The sequence below is a fragment of the Chryseobacterium sp. X308 genome (assembly GCF_020733145.1).
GTDB lineage: Bacteria > Bacteroidota > Bacteroidia > Flavobacteriales > Weeksellaceae > Chryseobacterium > Chryseobacterium cupriresistens.
This window is the reverse complement of the sequence record NZ_JAJFZH010000006.1, coordinates 54,298-72,976: the sequence shown is the minus strand read 5'-3', so window position 1 is coordinate 72,976 and position 18,679 is coordinate 54,298. Positions and strand designations below refer to the sequence as shown.

Here is an 18,679-nt window from a genome sequence, read left to right as displayed (position 1 = left end):
TTTATTCAAATATCTGCTGAATAATTTCAAGTGAGGCCGGAGTTTTGAAGTCCGTGATATGATAATGATAGTACACCAAAAGACTGTCAAGGAAATCTTTTCTTAATGAAGAACGGATTTTTGTGGCATAAAAATCTTCTGCACAAAGAGCTTCTTTCCATACCATTGAAATCTCTTCATTGAAAAGCTGATGGCTTATTCCTGAAGAAAAAGTTCCGGTTTCCGGATCTAAAAAATTACCTTCACTCAATAATGGAGCTACACCCTGAATTTTTAAAAAAGCAAGCAAAAACAGAAGATGTGCCTGGTAATTTCTATTGGTCAGCTCACTGATAAGATGATCAATACCGGAATAGACCGGAATATTTTTATTCTCATGCTTAAGAATATGACTCAGAAAATCCGAGATAAAGAAAATGACAGTATTGACCTTTATATCTGTATAAATGTCATTGTTTTTTACCAATTCGAATTTTGAAACAGTCGGGATTCCGTTACCCCGTGATGGATTAACTGAAAAATTGAGCTGGCTCAGCGGCTGAAGCAGGGCTTTCTTTTTGTTCTTTTTGGAATAAATTCCTTTCAGAAAATAGCTTTGAAAACCCTCTTCTTCTGTAAAACAATGCAATACAGCATCATTTTCCCCGTATTTGATAAATGAAAGTAAAAAACCGTTTTGTGAATTCATTAATTAACCACTCCTATTTTGGCGGTAGCTTTATCAGATCCGTCTTCATTCGTCATCAGGACAAAATAAATCCCTGAAGCTACTCTTGTTCCTTTCTGATTATTGAGATCCCATTCATAATAACCTCCTCTTGCAACGGCAGAGTGTACTACATTTCCTGCAGCATCCACGATTCTTATATTGGTTTTTTCTGCAAGACCTTTTATCGTTACTTTTCCTTTGAAGTTTGAATACACAACAGGATTAGGATATACTACAACATCACCGAAATTGGATGTCACATCAGCAACATCGCCCTGATATGTTACAATACCATTATACGTTACAAAATACACCTTGCCTGTTTTTTTATCAATTTTGATATCAGTAACACTATTGGTAGGAAGGGGTGAATTTTCCTTTGTAAAATGTTTTATGGTTCTCTGACCGTCTGAAGAAAGATAGTAAACACCACCACCGTCAACGGATACCCATTTATAATCACCTGCATCTACTGCAATCTGAAGAATTGCTGATTCTCTGAAAAGCTCTTCACCCAAACCATTCTGCTCTATCACTATAGGTTCTACCTTAGGCTGGGCACTTTTTATTTCTGATGCTGCGTTTGACATGATCCTCAGACCTCCGTCCGTACCAATCCATGCATCACCAGCCTTATCAAAGGCTACAGATAAAATTCCTCCCGAACTGTTAAATCCATTAGATGTTCCCAGGATATAATCTGAATCATCGGAAAGGTTAAGGGCATTTTTATAATCATACACCCAGAAATTATTGGATCTCGGCAGCGGAGTCCACAACATATTTTCGTGGAAAACCGGTTTTTGAGTACCATCACTGGCCAGAACTAATTTTTTGATAACAAAATCATCAGCTGCTTTATCATAAATTCCCATAGATGGGTTTCCATCATTAAAACCAAATGATACAAAAAGATTGCTCTGAGCGTCTGTAGCAAAACCTACTGGGCGTCTGTAATAAGGCTGTGCTCCCAGATTATAATATTTTACCAGTTCAAAATCTTTGCTGGTAGCATTGTACTTCATTTTGTAAACTCCATTATCCAACATGGTATAATTGGTAAAGAGTACTTCATTATTGTTATAAGGACTTATAATAGCATCCAGTACGTTGATAAAGGTTGGGCGGTTTGGATTGTTTTTATTGAAAAATGAAGGATAAATCCATTCCGTACCATTGAAATAATAAAATCCTGGTTCTTGTGGCTGAATAAACGGATGGTTGTAGTTATTGGCTCTGGCACCAGAGGAAACCAGGAGCTGACCGTTATCAAAAAGATTGATATTATAGGCAAAATTGAAGTAGGGACCGGAAGGTTTAAAAGTATTGTTACCTTCATCCTTAATTCCCGATAATACCGTTCCTCCTAAAATCTTTCCGCCAGCTGTTAATGCAGTATTGCATTCTTCACCAAGACTTACCGCATTTTGTGATACTCCATTGATTCCGTAAGTATATACTCTGTTATCTGTAACCACAATACTATTGGAGGTAATAACAACATCCCTGATCTTTTCAAAAGTAGTAGGAAGTTGTGTCGGGGTACCGTTATTATAAATATAAGCTGCTGTTGCCGTTGAGAAAACCAGTTCTGATTCTGAATCTATATGTTTGAAAGCTCCGGGAGCTTCCGTTGTCCAGGTAGAAAATACAGGAAATGTAGTATTCATTTGATGGCTTTTCAAACCTGTATCCGTTACAGAATATACTTTATTCCCGAATATGGTGGCTTCATTACTTGCCTGATAAACCCCGCCGGTCAGGAAAAATGCAGAATCACCAAATTCTTTATTCTGAAGGTTAAAGATGGAAACTCCATACCCAACAGAAATGACAGCCTGATCTCCGGTTATGGAAATGTGGTTGATCTTTTTGTCTCCATTATATCCTGTAGCAATGGGAATATCAACAATATATTTGATCTCCTGAGGCGTAATAACATCCATAGATCCGTTTTCATAACCGATAAGTCCGGTTTTAGTCTGTGGATTATAATCGAAAGCGGTAATTCCGATATTATGAAGCCCGTTGGCTTTAGATAACTTCGTAATTTCTCCTGTTGCTATTGTATAATAGAATATTCCGTTTTGGGTGGCTGCAATGATTTTTCCATTGTCTTCTTTCATAGCTAAGACATTATTATAGGAAAACAGGTCTGCCCATTTTTTTGATGAAATAACCTGTGCTTTTGTCAGCTGCAGGGATGCTAAAATACCAAGAGAAATTATAGAGAGTTTTTTCATATTATGCGGTTATGCTGCTATCTATCACCTGATTGTTCCAGGAAATATGCTGTACGTTTTTGTTTGTATCAAAATAAAAATCTATCCTACCTAAAAGAAGGCCAGCCCATCCCACCTGATTGACAAGAACATTTTTGCCCTGTCTGTTGGTAAAGGATTGCGGTTCCGGTAAGAATGTATGAGTATGGCCTCCTAAGATAATATCAATATTTTCTGTATTGGCCGCTAAAATTTTATCACTTATTTTATCCGGTTCGTCTCTGTAGTCGTAGCCGATGTGCGAAAGACAAATCACCAGATCACATTTCTGATCTTTTTTCAGGAAATTGGAATAATGCTGTGCAACATCAATCGGGTTGGAATAAACGGTTTCCCCGTACTGTTTTTTACCTACAAGGCCATCCAGCTGGATTCCCACCCCGAAAATCCCTACTTTAATTCCATTTTTGTTGAATATCTGGTAGGGAGAAGTTTTTCCGTCAAGAACAGTATTTTTAAAATCATAATTGGAACAGATAAATGGAAACTTCGCATTAGGAAGCACCTTTAAAAATCCATCAAGTCCATTGTCGAAATCATGATTCCCCATAGTAGAGGCATCATATTTCATCATAGACATTAATTTGAACTCCAGCTCACCTCCAAAGAAATTAAAATAAGGAGTTCCCTGAAAAATATCCCCTGAATCAAGAAGAAGAACATTGCTTTCCTGGCTTCTGATCTGTTGGATTAAGGTTGCCCTTCTTGCAAAACCTCCCTGATTGGGATTTTTGGTATAGCTCGCGTCAAAAGGCTCTATTCTGCTATGTTGATCATTGGTATGAAGAATAGTCAGTTTATTTGCAGATTTTAAATTAAGAATTTTTAATTCCTCTGCCATCATCATATTGGGAGCTAAAGCCATTGCTAAAGATCCGCCTCCTATTGCTTTTAAAAAACTTTTTCTATCCATTATTACTTCCCGATAAAATTTAAACGAACATCCGAATTAACCACCACTTCAGGTGATTTTTTAAAATAATCGATAAACATATCTCTCATTTTAATCCCTGTTGCAATGGATTCTCCTTTAGCAAAGAATTTCATATTGTCTCCGCCCAGTGCAAGATAATCTGAAGTGGCAATATAATAATCTTTAGCCGGATCTACTGTGTTGCCGTTGATTAAGGATTTTGTTACCTGTCCGTTTTTTGTTTCAATATATAAATGTGAAACAGGATTGTTGACCTGCGTTTTTGCATAATACTCAAAAAGACCCTGTAAATCTGCTCCCTTCATTTTCACAATCACCACTTCATTTTCGAAAGGCATTACTTCAAATACATTTTTAAGTAAAATATCTCCCTTTCCGATAGTGGTACGGATCCCTCCGATATTGATCAGTGCAGCATCTACATTTTGGTTAAGATGAGTTTTGATCCACTCATTACCTCCTTCAAACGTATAGTCAGCTAAAAGATTACCCAGATTGCTGTTATCGCCCTGTTTGGTAAGATCCACATTGGTATGTGAAATCTTCTGGTTCATTTCTTGATCCAGTTTCTGCTTATAAGGTTCGATCAATTTTACAAACTCCTCATCATTCTTTAGCTCATTATTAATAGAAATATTTTTCTGGGTCTTTACATTCACAAGCTGCGGCGCAGAAGCCGTTTTGCATGCGGTAAGTGACACCAGGGCAATTCCTAATAACAAGAATTTATTTTTCATAATCTCTTTTAGTATATGCAAATATAACTATATGTATAATAAAACATTATTATTTATTACAAATTCTTACCGTAAATGATTAAATTTGGCAAAAATAATTCTAACAGATGAGCATTTTAAAAGGAGTAGGTGTTGCATTGGTAACGCCCTTTAATGAAGATTTATCCGTAGACTTCGACAGTTTAACAAAACTGGTGGAGTACAATATCGAAAACGGAACCAATTATTTGGTAGTATTGGGAACAACGGCAGAAGCCGCAACGCTTTCTGCAGAGGAGAAGAAACAGGTAATTGAGCACATCATTAAGGTGAATAATAAACGTCTTCCTTTGGTTTTGGGAATTGGCGGCAACAATACTCTTGAAGTCAAGAAACAGATTGAAGAAGCAGATCTTTCTGCATTTGAAGCAGTACTTTCAGTATCTCCATATTATAATAAACCGAACCAGGAAGGGCTTTATCAGCATTATAAGGCATTAGCTTCCACAGGAAAAAATATTATCATTTATAATGTTCCGTCAAGAACAGGGCAAAATGTAGAAGCTGATACTACACTTCGTCTTGCCAAGGAATTCCCGAATTTGTTTTTGATTAAAGAAGCTTCTCCTAACATTCTTCAGTATTTTGACATCCTGAGAAAGAAACCTGAAGGATTTTCCTTAGTTTCCGGAGATGATGAGTATACATTGCCGGTAACATTAGCCGGTGGAGATGGCGTAATTTCCGTAATCGGACAGGCGTATCCCAAAGAATTCTCTACGATGGTACAGCTGGCTTTCGAAGGTAAAGTAAAAGAAGCTTATGAAATTCACAACAAACTGGTAGATATTACCCGCCTGATTTTTGCTGAAGGTAACCCTTGTGGTATTAAAGTAATATTGGCTGAAAAAGGAATCATCAAAAATTATCTCAGACTTCCTTTGGTAAAAGCTTCAGAAGGTCTTCATGCAAAAATTAAAGCTGAAATGACCAAAATTTAAATAATGAATACAGTTACTGGAAAATGAAAGATAATTTTCCGGTAACATTTTAACATTATAGTAAACATATTAAGGTGAAAGGTGATCTACTTTCACCTTTTTTATTTCCATCTTTGATGTATAAAAATATGGAGTAAAAATTTTTGTCAACTTTGCATTTGAAAATGAGAATAAAAACAAAATTTAGAATATGAAATTAATAGAAGCGAAAGAAAAGGATATTCCTTTAATCCAGGAATTGGCAAGAAGATCGTGGGAGAGTGCATATGCGGGAATTATTTCAGATGACCAGATCAACTATATGTTAGGAGAGATGTATTCTCAGGATGAAATTTCAAAACACCTCGATAACCCCAATTATCATTATTATTTAATTTTTGACGACAATAATGGTTCTTTCGAAGGCTTTATTGGTTATGAGCATAGCTATGAACCCGATACTACAAAACTGCACAGAATTTATCTGGTCCCGGAAAGTAAAGGTAAAGGGTTCGGAAAAGGAGCTATTGATTTCCTGAAAAAGAAACTTTCTGAAAGCAATGACACAAGAATTATCCTGAATGTCAACAAAGAAAATAATGCCAGAAAATTCTACGAATCCCAGGAATTTAAAGTATATAATGAGATGGTTTTAGATATTGGAAACGGTTTTGTAATGGATGATTATCAAATGGAATATCTAATTCACAGATAAATGACTTAAAATTTTGTAACTTTATCCTGTAATTCTATAACAGGTGATTTCTTTTTTTGATTCATCTTTGCTTCAGAACCAAATCACTTATACAATACATTCATATGCTTGGTTTTGAGCTGAAAAGCTTTTTATCAGTATATTTTTTTCATCCTTAGTGTTTAAATTCCTGTATTCTAAAATACAGGAGTTTTTTCGTATTTATAGTAAAATATTAAAAATATACATCTATTTCACATTTACTTGAAATAAATTATTATATTTACTCCATAAATTGGCTTATATATACTAGGATGAAAATGTATGTTAAATTTGATTTCAATGCCCTTTGTAAAAAGGTATTGGACGAGAAACTTAAAGAACACGGGCTGAAGTACAGGTTGCTGAACTTCGGTGAGGTGGAATTCTATGAGCCCCTTACGCAGGAACAGCACAATCTTTTCAAGAAAAATCTTGAAGATTATGGTATCGAGATCATAGAAAGCCAAAAAAACGCGTTGGTACAGAAAATCAAAGATGCTATTGTAGAGCTCGTCTTTTCTGATGAAATTATACCTGTAAAAGCATCTATCTATATTTCTGAAAAACTTAATCACAGCTATGGATATCTTTCCAATCTGTTTTCAGAAGTTGCTTTTACCTCTATTGAGAATTTTATTATTCTGCAGAAGATAGAGCATGCGAAGGCCCTTATCATAAGAAACAAACAAAGCCTTACAGAAATTGCCCATAAGCTGAACTATTCCAGTGTGGCGCATTTAAGTACCCAATTTAAAAATACAACAGGAATTACTCCATCCCAGTTTCAAAAAATTATAGGCAGGCGAAGAAGAGTACAAAGCACGGTAATAAACCCTAAAATGCAGTATGAATAAAGAATTTCTGAACGTAATAATAGCAGATAACGATGAAAACACCTTGATTTTTTTTAAAAAAATTCTGAAAGAGCTGAAAATCTCTATAAAAGTTCAATGTTTCAGTAACGGGAACAGCCTCATGGAATACCTGAATAATGATGATGCCGTAGTTCCGGAACTTGTTTTTATAAATTATATGATTCCCGGAAAAGAGAGCATGGAATGTCTGGAAGATATCAGTTCGAATGCAAAATTCAACAATATGGTGACAGCTATTTTTTCTGATCCCATTCCGGAACATGAAGTAGAAGAAATTTTTGTGAAAGGTGCTCACATTTTTATGAAAAAACCGGATTGTTTTGAGAAGCTCAAAAAGGTACTTACGGAAGTTATTACCATCAACTGGCAGTATCACACTTCAGGTTTGAATAAAGATAATTTAATCCTGAAAGTATGATGAATAAAGGATTTATTAATTTAATGTTAATAATTTTAAAATCGTATTTATTGCATACTATTCACAAATAGGTGAAAATTTTATAACTAATCATTAAAATAATATAAAAGGCATCTGAATTAATATACGGACATTTGTAAAAGTAAACTCAGACACAAATTCATTATATAGTACAAGATACAGATGAATGAGAAGTAATTGTTTCTAAAAATAAAAAATTATATAAATCACGATGTTAGTTAAACAAAATGGATTATACTAATTTTCCAATTATAAAGCACAGAAGATCTTTAAACAAAACGGTACAATCATGAAAACTCAATAAGTAGTTGGAGATATTTTTATTCGTTTCATTCCCTCATCTCCACCGAAACACAGTTAGTTTTTATAATAAGCAAGTTGGAAAAAAATAATTCATTTTGTTTTTTTATAATTTATTTTAATAGTAATGGTTTTAGCTCATTATTATATTGTTATATAAATATTTTCACACCACATCACAAAATATTAAACCTGAACTATTAAAATAAATTTTTTTGGACATACCAAAAAGTAATTTCTTCTAAATAACAGTTTTATAAGGGGGCCGCAGGAAATTTTTTCTGCGGTTTTTTTATGATATTTTACTCCACTTGTTTTTTCCTTTGTAGTATCTGATATAATAATTTTTGATGATCAGATTGTCAGGTCTTGAAAGCATGGGATCTGCTTCCAGTATTCTTTCTACCGTATTTTTTGTGGTTTTGATGATCGCCGAGTCATTAATAAGATCCAGTCTTTTAAAATCTACCACACCGCTTTGCTGGGTACCCAATATATCTCCCGGACCGCGAAGCTGCATATCCACTTCAGAGATTTTAAAACCATCATTGGTTTCAGTCATTGTTTTGATACGTGTTCTGCTTTCTTTTGATAATTTATCGGAAGTCATCAGGATACAGTAACTCTGTTCTGCTCCTCTTCCTACACGCCCTCTGAGCTGGTGAAGCTGTGATAGCCCGAATCTTTCAGAACTCTCAATCACCATCACAGAAGCATTCGGAACGTTTACTCCAACTTCAATAACAGTCGTAGCAACCATTATCTCAGCTTTTCCCGAAGCAAAATAAGCCATGGCAGCATCTTTTTCATCCGGTTTCATTTTCCCGTGAAGCATAGTGACATTATACTCTGAAAAATAATCCATCACATGCTCCAAACCTTCCATAAGATTTTTATAATCCAGGGTTTCAGATTCTTCAATCAAAGGATATACAAAATAAATCTGCCTGCCCTTTTTAATTTCATCTTTACAGAAGTTATAGACATATAATCTGTCTTTTTCCCGACGATGAGCGGTAATAATAGGCTTTCTTCCCACCGGCATTTCATCAATCACCGAAACATCCAGATCAGAATAAAAACTCATGGCCAGAGTTCTTGGAATAGGTGTGGCTGTCATGACCAGAATATGAGGCGGAATCTTATTTTTAGCCCAGAGTTTAGCCCTTTGAGCCACTCCGAATCTATGCTGCTCATCAATGATTGCCAATCCGAGATTTTTAAATTTAACTTTATCTTCCAAAACAGCATGGGTTCCCACTAAAATAGAAAGTGTACCATTTTCCAGTTCTTCATGGATAATTCTTCGTTCTGCCGCTTTGGTAGAACCTGTGAGGAGGCGGATATTGATTCCTGTCTTTTCCAACAGCTCTTTGATACCATTGTAATGCTGCTGGGCAAGAATCTCCGTTGGAGCCATCAGGCAGCTCTGAAACCCATTGTCCATGGCGATAAGCATGGTGAGAAGGGCAACCATTGTTTTTCCTGATCCTACATCACCCTGCAAAAGCCTGTTCATCTGAATCGGCCTTTTCATATCCATACGAATTTCCTTTAAAACCCTTTTTTGTGCATTGGTAAGCTCAAAAGGAAGATGGTTTTCATAAAAATCATTGAAATGGTCTCCAATAATCGGGAAAGGATTACCATGAGACTGGGTTTTATGATGAAGCTTCTTTAAGCCGTATCCTAACTGAAAGAAAAATGATTCTTCAAATTTCAGCCGGTAATCCGCTTTATCGAAATGTTCCTGATCTTTGGGAAAGTGAACATTCAGGAAAGCATGCTGCCTGGACATGAATTTAAAGGTTTTCATCAGGTATTCCGGAAAATTTTCTTCAATAAGATTCGGAATCTCTCTGCAGATATTTCTTAAAGCATTCTGGAAAAATCGTTGATTTAATCCTCTTTTGGTCAGTTTTTCAGAACTTGGATAAATAGGTTTGAGGCGGGTGTCGCCCTCTTTTCTCTCTTCCGCTTCAATTTCCGGATGCGGCATAGAAAACTGGCGGTTGAAAACATTGATCTTTCCGAAAATATAAACTTCCTTGTTGATGGGAAGCTGTTCTTTCAGCCACTTGGAATACTGAAACCAAACCAGATCCATACTGCCGGTTTCATCATTGAATTTTGCAGATAATCTTTTGGTTTTCCCGGTCTGAATTTCCTGTACCTGAGTAATTCTTCCCTTCAGCTGTATTTCCAGACTGGTTTCTTCTCTAAGCTGAGAAACAGTATAGATTTTACTTTTGTCCAGATAACGGATAGGATAGAAATTCAACATATCTTCTACAGTAGATAAGCCCAACACACTTTTGATGAGTTTGGCTCTTTCCGGACCTATTCCTTTTACATATTCTATGGAGGTTTCGAGATTCATTGTCAGGTTTCAGGATACTGTTTTTCGAACTTTTTGATTCTTATTTCGGATAATAAAAATAAAGGTCCGAATTTCGGTAAAATAAAAAAGACTTCCAAAAAAATTGGAAGTCTCTATAATGAATTTTTTAGCATTGAAACAGAAAATCGGTGTTTCAAAGTTCTGAATTAATTTTTGATTTTAGATTTGAATTTTTTCTGGTAATCCTCCCATTGTTCTCTGGTCTTAATCTTTTTAAACAGATCTTTGGAAATCAGTTCCAGATAAGGTTCCAGTTCTTTGGCAGACAATTCTCCCTGAAGAATGGTGATGGGATCGCCATGTTCATCCAGAAATACTGTACTTGGAACGGCTCCTACATTCATATATTGGGTAAACTCATGCAGAGAATTTTTTCCCTTTCTATGTTCAGTATTGGGATTGGAAAATGTTCTTCCGAAAATTTCAATGCTCTTTTTTTCTTCTGCATTAAACTTTACAGGATAATAATTCTCATTTAATATCTGAGCCAGTACAGGGTGGCCGTACGTTTTTTTATCCATGATTTTGCATGGACCACACCAATCTGCGTAGAAATCAATCAATATTTTTTTTGGACTTTCTTTTTGAGCTTTTAAAGCTTCTTCGATGGTCATCCACTTTACCTGCGCAAAACTAAAATTTAATAAAAGTAAGAGAACTATGCTTAAAATTTTCTTCATATTGTGATATTTATGTAAAAATAAGCATAATTACTTATTTTTTATTTTACATCCTGCATTAATTTTTTCACGTACGGAGATATCAAAATTAATACCACTCCGGCAATTACTGCATACAATCCCAATTGTTTATATCCATCAGTATAAGTGATCAAAGCATCATAGTTGGTGGAACCTTCTTTTGAAGTAGCAAGACTTGCCCCGATAATCCCGGCAACGTACTGTCCATAGGCCGATGCAAGGAACCACATTCCCATCATCATTCCCTGAAGATTCTTGGTAGAAAGCTTGGTCATGATGGATAAACCGATAGGAGAGAGGCATAATTCTCCAAGTGTAATGATAAGCAGTGCCAGGGTAAAGAAATTCAGTGAAGTGATTCCCTGAAGGTCTGCAAACAGGCGTGTTGCAAATAAAACATAATATCCTAATCCTAAGAAAATAAATCCTAATCCGAATTTGATAATCGTGTTGGGTTCAATTTTTCTTTTGTTCAGCCAGATCCATAGAAGTCCGATCAATGGAGCAAGGAAAATAATGAAGAAAGCGCCTCCTGAGTTATTCACCCCATTTGGGTCTAATCCAAAAAGATCCTTATTCAGGTTTTTAGCTGCGAAAATGCTCAAAGAACCTCCGCTTTGCTCATAGATTCCCCAAAATATGATTGAAAATATAATGAAAACCAAAGCTGCCCAAAGTTTTTTGCGCTCTGAAGCCGTTACTTTAGACATTTCATAGAATAAATAGATCAAAGTTAAAGGCCCGATGGTCCACATAAAATAATCTGTATACTCAGTCTTGGCTACCATGGTCATGATGATGGGTACAAAAACCAATGACAAAACATATACTCCGTATTCTTTCCATTTTGGAATTGGAGCTGCTTTTACCTCTGCTAAAGGATGTCCGGGCTGTAAACCAATTGGTCCTAATCTTCGTTGGGTAAAAATGAAGTTAATTAAACTTATTACCATTACAATTGCCGCTAAACCAAAAGCTACATGCCATTGAAGGTTTTCGGGTATCAATCCTTTACCTAATTGTAATATTCCTAATTCTATATATCCAGTTTTACCAATAGAAATACAAGCGTAACCACCTAGTAAAGCTCCAAGATTAATTCCCGCATAGAAAAGTGAGAAACCTGCATCTGCTCTTGAATCATTAGGTTTGTAAAGCTGTCCTACCATAGATGAAATATTAGGTTTGAAGAAACCTGTTCCTACGACAGTGAAAGCTATTCCTAAGAAAAAGAATTTATGGGGATCGGTAGCCAGGATTAAACTTCCTACGATCATCAGCAGCCCGCCCCAGAACAGGGATTTTCGGAATCCTAAAATTTTATCAGCAAAAAGACCTCCTACAAAGGTAAAGGCATATACAAAGGCCTGAGTGGCACCGTATTGAAGGTTGGCTTCTTTTTCATGGAAATTAAGCTGTGAAATCATAAAGAAAACCAGCATTCCACGCATTCCGTAGAAACAGAAACGTTCCCACATTTCAGAGAAAAACAGACTCCAGATCTGTCTGGGATATTTTCCTTTGAAATTTTGTATTTCATCTAAAGTTAAGCTCATAATGATATATGATTAAGTTCTAATTAAGGGTTTTTATTTTCTTGATCCAGTTCAAAACGGATTCTGTCCTGGTCAATAATTTGTTTTAATTCTTCTTCTTTGGGGAGGTACAGCAGGTATTTGCTGGCAAATAAATTGTTTTTATCATTCAAAACGGAATATTTTACAATGGTCTCATCTTTTTCTGAACATAATAAAATTCCGATGGTTGGGTTATCTCCTTCACCGCGTTTCAGATCATCATACATTCTTACATACATATCAATCTGTCCTATATCCTGATGAGAAAGTTCTCCTGTTTTTAAATCAATAATGACAAAGCATTTTAAGATGTAATTATAGAAGACAAGGTCGATATAAAAATCCGATGTATCTGTTGAAATATGTTGTTGTCTGGCTACAAAAGCGAATCCTTTCCCAAATTCAAGCAAAAACTTTTGAATATGGTCAATAATGGCTGTTTCTTTTTCAGAAAATTGTTCATCAGCTTTTAATCCAAGGAATTCAAAAATATAAGGATCTTTTAAAACACTGTGAATAGTTTCCGGAGAAGATTTTTTATGTTCCAAAACCCTTTCGTAAGCAAGCGAATTGATTTGTCTTTTAAGATCTCTGTAATTCCAGTTATTTTGAACGGATTCATTGAGATAGTAATTCATTTTATCAGCATTGTCAAGCCTTATCAGTAATCTGTAATGGGTCCAGCTCAATTCGTGACGCAATGCGTCACATATTGGAAATGCATGATAAAAAGAGCGCATGTTTCTTAAGTTACTTTCATCAAATCCCTTCCCAAATTCTAAGGTAAGTTTCTGAGAAAGTTTTTTCAGCGTATATTTTCCGTATTCTGCCCGTTCTTTTCCCTGTTGTTCATCTTCAACAATCAACTTTCCAATCTGCCAGTACGTGAGCAGTAGAGTAGAATTCGCTATACGAAACACTTTTTCGCGCGATTGTCTAATGATTTCCTTTACGGATTGGAATAAAGAATCTTCGGAAATTTCCATCATACGAAAATAAAAAAAACCTCTGACTTGGCAGAGGTTTTATGATATTTTGTTGATACATTAGTTTACACCATGCATCATTTTCTTTAAGATAGGTGAAATTAATCCTAAAATTACAGAAGCAATCCCACAAAGTACTACGAATACCATGAAGAATTCGAATAGATTGTGAATTTCAAATCCTACAAAAGTAGGGTTGTGTAGTGGTAACTGAGCTTTATCAAAAGCGGCAACCTGATCAGCTGTCAGGGTTACTTTTTTATCCAAAACATCCTGTAAATTAACACCCATTTCTTGAGCTTTTTTGAATTTATCACCTGTTGCAGGGATAAGTGCTCCTAATGAACCTGCTAATGCATAACCGGCAGCGTTAGAAATGAAGAAAACACCATATAGTAATGAAGCAAATCTTTTCGGAGCCAGCTTACCAACCAATGATAAACCAATCGGAGAAAGACAAAGCTCACCACATGTCTGGATGAAGTATAGTAGCATTAACCATTTGATGGCTAATAAACCTGAGTTTCCAAGATCTTTTACATTGTGTGCAATGATGAAATAAGAAAGAGCAATCAAAGCTAATCCCATTGCCTGTTTGAACGGAGATACCGGTTCTTTGCCTTTAGCTCTTAATTTATCCCAGATTAAACTGAAAGGAACTGCCAGAATAACAACGAAGATTCCGTTGAAGATCTGAACCATTGAAGGCGGCATATTCCATCCTAAAATGTTTCTGTCTGTTTGGTTATCTGCAATAAATGTTAATGAAGATCCTGCCTGTTCGAATGCAGCCCAGAAGAAAATAATAAAGAATGATACGATATAGATTACCCAGATTCTCTGTCTTTCTACCTTATTTTCAGCAGAAGACATAATTAAGAAGGCAAGAGAAATACCAGCTGAATAGATGAATGGATAAATGATTCCTTTAATCAATTGCCCCATTTCTACAGAATTGAATCCAAACTCACCTACAAGAAGATATCTGAAAAGGAAGAATAAAACTACAAATATTCCACCAGTGATTCCTAAAGCCTGGCCAGAGAATTTAGCAGTCTGCGTTTCTCCTTCTTCAAAGTCAGCACTTGTATTATTTTTTGGTAATCCTCCGATAGGTCTTCCTTCCGGAGTTACTACATATTTGTTTTTAAGGATAAAGAATGTTACCGTTCCGATAACCATTGCGATAGAAGCTGCCAGGAATCCCCATTTGAAAGCGAAGATATCTCTTACTCCTGTTGCTGCATCTTTTACGTCTCCTACGTATGGACAGATAAACTGACCAAGGAAAGCCCCGATGTTGATCCCCATGTAGAAAATAGTGAAGGCAGAATCCAGTTTAGACTTTTCCTGTTTTGGATAAAGGCTTCCCACCATTGAAGAAATATTCGGTTTGAAGAATCCGTTACCAAAAATGATCACGAATAATGCCAGCCACATGATAAGTTTGGCACTACCAATATCCGCTGAAAAAGTTGAGGCACTGATGAATAATAAGAACTGGCCAATAGCCATTAACGATCCACCAATGATGATCGCATATCTGTTTCCGATATATTTATCAGCAATAAATCCTCCCAAAAGAGGTGTTAAATAACATAAAGCTAGAAATCCACCATAGATGATCGCTGCATCAGCTTCTTTTATTAATAAGGAATTTACCATGAAGAGCGTCAAAAGAGCTCTCATTCCATAAAAGTTGAAACGCTCCCACATTTCTGTTCCGAAAAGAACCCATAATCCTTTAGGATGCCTGGAATTCTTATTCTCTACAAATTCATCCGGTTTCGGACTCAATGCTTCAATATTATCCATTTCTATTGTTAATTTTTGTTAAGACTGACAAATATAGTTTATTTTGGGTTTTTGGCAAGGTTTTAATTTTATTTTTAAATAAAAAAGCTGCGGGACTATTCCGCAGCTTAGTTATCTTTATCATATTGAGCATTTTAATGCCCTTTTTCTGTCATAATCTTATTCAGCCTTTTTAACATAGAAAGACCTAAAAGTGTAGCAAATATTAACAAAGCGAAATTAACAAGGAAATAATTCGTTTTGTTTTCATAATTGTACCATGTACTTGCAAGAATTCCTGAAAGCTTATTTCCAACTGAGTTAGCCAGAAAAAATCCACCCATCATTAGTGCTGTAATCCTTGCAGGCGAAAGTTTGGATACAAAAGAAAGTCCCATTGGAGAAAGGCATAGCTCCCCGATAGTAATGACTCCGTAGCTGGCAACCAGCCATAGAGGAGATACTTTTACAGCGCCATTGTCTCCGGCCATTACGGCTAAAACCATGACAAGGCAGGAAAGTCCTGAAATAAATAAACCTAAAACAATCTTGGTAGGCGTCAATGGTTCTTTTCCTTTTCTTCTCAACAATGCCCAGAATCCTACAATAACCGGAGTTAGCGCAATAACCCAGAACGGATTGATAGACTGAAACAGTTCTGTATTGTACAGATAAACTTTGTTTTCAGGGTTTTTCTCAAGAGCCGCACGCTGCTCTGGGGATATGTTTTTAAAGTATACATCTTTTCCCATTTCTTTTTTAGTCTCCCCGTTATCATCTTTCTGAGAACGGAACTGGTTATCATAAACAGGAGTTTCTTTGTCTTCATAACTCTTACCATCCACCATATAGATACCTTCCAGAGGTTTTTCAAGAGAAGCCGGAACACTTCTGTCCGTGTAATAATTTGCCCATCTTGTCAATGCTGTACCGTTTTGTTTGAAAACCGCCCAGAAGAACATACTGATCAGGAATACAGAAAGTAATGCTCCGATAGAGGCTTTTTCATCAGGTTTAGCTTTAAAGTAAAGGGATGCATAGAAATAAATAACAGGTACGCATGCAAAAATAAAGGCATCTGTACTGTCACTTCCGAAAATATTATCAGGGATAAACCAACCTATTGCTCCGGCAACAATTGCAGGAACAAATACTTTGATCAGAATCTCTGAAAGTTTTGTATCACCTTCCTGTACAGGTTTCATCTGTGCAGCATGAATGTAATGCTTTCTTCCGATGGTAAAAATAACCATTCCGATAAGCATTCCTACACCTGCAGTGATGAAAGCTTCACCCCAACCGAATTTATTACGCATGAAAGCAGCAATAATGTTACAGATAAATGCCCCGATGTTGATTCCCATATAGAAAATATTATACCCGGAGTCTTTATTAGCTTTATAAGGTTCTTCTGAATAAAGGTTTCCTAATAATGTGGAAATAGTAGGCTTAAAGAAACCGTTTCCAATAATAATTAATGCCAGAGAGGTATAAAACAGGGGTAAATCTTTAAAAACTCCCATTCCTATATATCCTGCAGCCATTAAAAAACCTCCAAGATAAATAGATTTGATATATCCTAACACTCTGTCTGCCAGGAATCCTCCAATAAAGGGAGTCAGATAAGTTAAAGCAATATAAGTTCCGAAAATGTCATCAGCAGTTTTATCCGGAAGTCCAAGTCCGCCTTTCATGCCCGTAGGCTCAATAACATATAGAACAAAGATTCCAAGAATCAGGTAATACCCGAAACGCTCCCACATTTCTGTAAAAAAGAGATAGGGCAGCCCTTTAGGATGTTTAGTCTTCATATAATCAATTTTCAAATTTCCCAAAAATAGCTTTTTAATTTTAATTGATAAAATAAATAATACCCACGTAAATGATTAATGAAATAAATATAAAATTTTAAGTGTAAAGGGAGATTTATATTGCTGGATTTAACTTGTACACACACTGCAAATAGTGTAAATAGGGGTTGTACACATAATATACAAGATGATTTCTCTGTGAAGTGATATTTGTTTTCTAGTTTCGAACTGTCAATAGTGGCACGTAATTAAAAAACATTTAATATGAAAAAATTAAAAAAGATTCCGAGAGAAAAATTAAAAAGTGTCCAAGGAGGTTTCAAAGATTTTTGTCAGCCGGGAGCTAATGATGTATGTGCACAATATGGATTAGAGTGTGGCTTTTGGTATACGGTACAGAATGGCGAGGTGGTTGAATCTCATAATGCTTGTATGTAATGATTTTAACCTGAATGATAGGTTTTTAAGAGATACAATTAGTATCTCTTTTTCTTTATTCTCTTATACTGAATACAACTTAAACTGTCATGAAAGTATTACTTTTTATCTTATTACTCATATCGAATATTTTAGCTGCACAGAATATTACTTTTATATATGAGCTTACCTTCAGAACTGAAAAAAAAGATGTAAAACAAGAATATTATTATCTGGATGTTCTGGGTAAGCAATCTGTTTTTAGATCAGAAAAAGCACGTGAAGCAGACTCATTAATGCAAAAAAATGGGTGTTGGAATAGTCGTAAGCCTATTTTTGAAGATATATATTCTTTCAAAAACTTAATCAATAATAAAGTTTACAAAAGTGTCACACACCCTGCTATGTACGATTTATATTATATTAATATTAATGATCAGTTAAACTGGAAAGTTCTATCTGATACAATGAAAGTTGATGCTGTGCAATGCCAGAAAGCTACAACACAGTATGGTGGGCGAAATTGGATTGCCTGGTTTGATCCTACAAGTCCAATACAAGAGGGACCCTATATATTTTATGGGCTTCCGGGATTAATTATTAAACTTTCAGATGAACAAAAGGATTTTGATTTTAATCTTATTAAAATTAAAAAGTCTGGTAAAAATAATATGTTCTATTTAAGAAAGGGAAAAGAAATAACCTGGGATGCATATAAGAAATTACAAATAGATTATTATAATGATCCATTGGCTGAAATAAAAATCAGAAATATTAAAACAAAAATTGGTGATGTCAATGGAAATCCTGTTCATATAAGTTTTAAAGAAATTACAGAAAGTATTCAGAAGCAGATAAAAGGAGGTAACAATCCTATAGAATTAGATAAAGTGGTAAAATATCCTTAACCAATTAACTATAACTTATCCTTTTAATTAATATCTTTATCAATGACACGGAATACCCGGTTCAGTATGAAAGAGCAGATCTGGAGTTCTTTATCCCGGAATTATTATCTGAA

Annotated in this window: 16 protein-coding genes; 6 read left to right on the top strand and 10 right to left on the bottom strand. The window is 35.4% G+C overall.

Annotated features, from left to right (window positions below; genetic code table 11):
- Position 1 precedes the first annotated feature (1 nt).
- From recO to LIV57_RS08670, 4 genes are read right to left on the bottom strand one after another with little or no spacing between them, the layout of a single operon-like run.
- Complete coding sequence (gene recO, locus LIV57_RS08685; RefSeq protein WP_227942300.1) at positions 2 to 688, bottom strand: DNA repair protein RecO; 687 nt, start codon at positions 686 to 688, stop codon at positions 2 to 4.
- Positions 688 to 2,952, bottom strand: a complete 2,265-nt coding sequence (locus tag LIV57_RS08680) for a T9SS type A sorting domain-containing protein (RefSeq protein ID WP_227942299.1) — start codon at positions 2,950 to 2,952, stop codon at positions 688 to 690. The genes recO and LIV57_RS08680 overlap by 1 nt, the downstream gene beginning before the upstream one ends.
- A gap of 1 nt (position 2,953) precedes the next feature.
- On the bottom strand, positions 2,954 to 3,904 hold the full coding sequence (locus tag LIV57_RS08675; RefSeq protein ID WP_227942298.1) for a bifunctional metallophosphatase/5'-nucleotidase: 951 nt from the start codon (positions 3,902 to 3,904) through the stop codon (positions 2,954 to 2,956).
- 2 nt (positions 3,905 to 3,906) lie between these two features.
- Complete coding sequence (locus tag LIV57_RS08670; protein ID WP_227942297.1) at positions 3,907 to 4,662, bottom strand: 5'-nucleotidase C-terminal domain-containing protein; 756 nt, start codon at positions 4,660 to 4,662, stop codon at positions 3,907 to 3,909.
- 107 nt (positions 4,663 to 4,769) lie between these two features.
- On the opposite strand from LIV57_RS08670, the gene dapA reads away from it, so the two are divergent.
- The 4 genes from dapA to LIV57_RS08650 all read left to right on the top strand — a co-directional run bounded on the left by dapA (position 4,770) and on the right by LIV57_RS08650 (position 7,650).
- A complete protein-coding gene (gene dapA / locus LIV57_RS08665) occupies positions 4,770 to 5,642 on the top strand; it encodes a 4-hydroxy-tetrahydrodipicolinate synthase (RefSeq protein WP_227942296.1) in 873 nt (290 codons plus the stop codon).
- 190 nt (positions 5,643 to 5,832) lie between these two features.
- Positions 5,833 to 6,336: a GNAT family N-acetyltransferase gene (locus tag LIV57_RS08660; RefSeq protein ID WP_227942295.1), complete on the top strand. Its 504-nt coding sequence runs from the start codon at positions 5,833 to 5,835 to the stop codon at positions 6,334 to 6,336.
- Between the two features lie 293 nt (positions 6,337 to 6,629).
- Positions 6,630 to 7,211 (top strand): helix-turn-helix domain-containing protein, encoded by a 582-nt coding sequence (locus LIV57_RS08655; protein WP_110009546.1) that lies wholly within the window; start codon positions 6,630 to 6,632, stop codon positions 7,209 to 7,211.
- Positions 7,204 to 7,650 carry a response regulator gene (locus LIV57_RS08650; protein ID WP_227942294.1) on the top strand — a complete coding sequence of 149 codons (447 nt, stop codon included), beginning with the start codon at positions 7,204 to 7,206 and terminating at the stop codon, positions 7,648 to 7,650. The genes LIV57_RS08655 and LIV57_RS08650 overlap by 8 nt, the downstream gene beginning before the upstream one ends.
- A gap of 613 nt (positions 7,651 to 8,263) precedes the next feature.
- Here the strand turns inward: LIV57_RS08650 and recG are convergent.
- From recG to LIV57_RS08620, 6 genes are all read right to left on the bottom strand, one after another.
- Positions 8,264 to 10,351, bottom strand: a complete 2,088-nt coding sequence (gene recG / locus LIV57_RS08645; RefSeq protein WP_227942293.1) for an ATP-dependent DNA helicase RecG — start codon at positions 10,349 to 10,351, stop codon at positions 8,264 to 8,266.
- 167 nt (positions 10,352 to 10,518) lie between these two features.
- Positions 10,519 to 11,052, bottom strand: a complete 534-nt coding sequence (locus LIV57_RS08640; RefSeq protein ID WP_227942292.1) for a thioredoxin family protein — start codon at positions 11,050 to 11,052, stop codon at positions 10,519 to 10,521.
- Positions 11,053 to 11,093: 41 nt separating this feature from the next.
- Positions 11,094 to 12,629, bottom strand: coding sequence for a peptide MFS transporter (locus tag LIV57_RS08635; protein WP_227942291.1), 1,536 nt, complete (start codon positions 12,627 to 12,629; stop codon positions 11,094 to 11,096).
- Positions 12,630 to 12,652: 23 nt separating this feature from the next.
- Positions 12,653 to 13,639, bottom strand: coding sequence for a YhcG family protein (locus tag LIV57_RS08630; RefSeq protein ID WP_227942290.1), 987 nt, complete (start codon positions 13,637 to 13,639; stop codon positions 12,653 to 12,655).
- A 57-nt stretch (positions 13,640 to 13,696) separates the two neighbouring features.
- Positions 13,697 to 15,451 carry a peptide MFS transporter gene (locus tag LIV57_RS08625; RefSeq protein ID WP_227942289.1) on the bottom strand — a complete coding sequence of 585 codons (1,755 nt, stop codon included), beginning with the start codon at positions 15,449 to 15,451 and terminating at the stop codon, positions 13,697 to 13,699.
- Between the two features lie 134 nt (positions 15,452 to 15,585).
- Positions 15,586 to 17,241 carry a peptide MFS transporter gene (locus LIV57_RS08620; protein WP_227942288.1) on the bottom strand — a complete coding sequence of 552 codons (1,656 nt, stop codon included), beginning with the start codon at positions 17,239 to 17,241 and terminating at the stop codon, positions 15,586 to 15,588.
- Positions 17,242 to 17,505: 264 nt separating this feature from the next.
- Between LIV57_RS08620 and LIV57_RS08615 the strand changes: the two genes are divergently transcribed.
- Together LIV57_RS08615 and LIV57_RS08610 are read left to right on the top strand one after the other, a co-directional pair.
- Positions 17,506 to 17,679, top strand: a complete 174-nt coding sequence (locus tag LIV57_RS08615) for a bacteriocin-like protein (RefSeq protein ID WP_227942287.1) — start codon at positions 17,506 to 17,508, stop codon at positions 17,677 to 17,679.
- 89 nt (positions 17,680 to 17,768) lie between these two features.
- Positions 17,769 to 18,566, top strand: a complete 798-nt coding sequence (locus LIV57_RS08610) for a GLPGLI family protein (protein ID WP_227942286.1) — start codon at positions 17,769 to 17,771, stop codon at positions 18,564 to 18,566.
- Positions 18,567 to 18,679 lie beyond the last annotated feature (113 nt).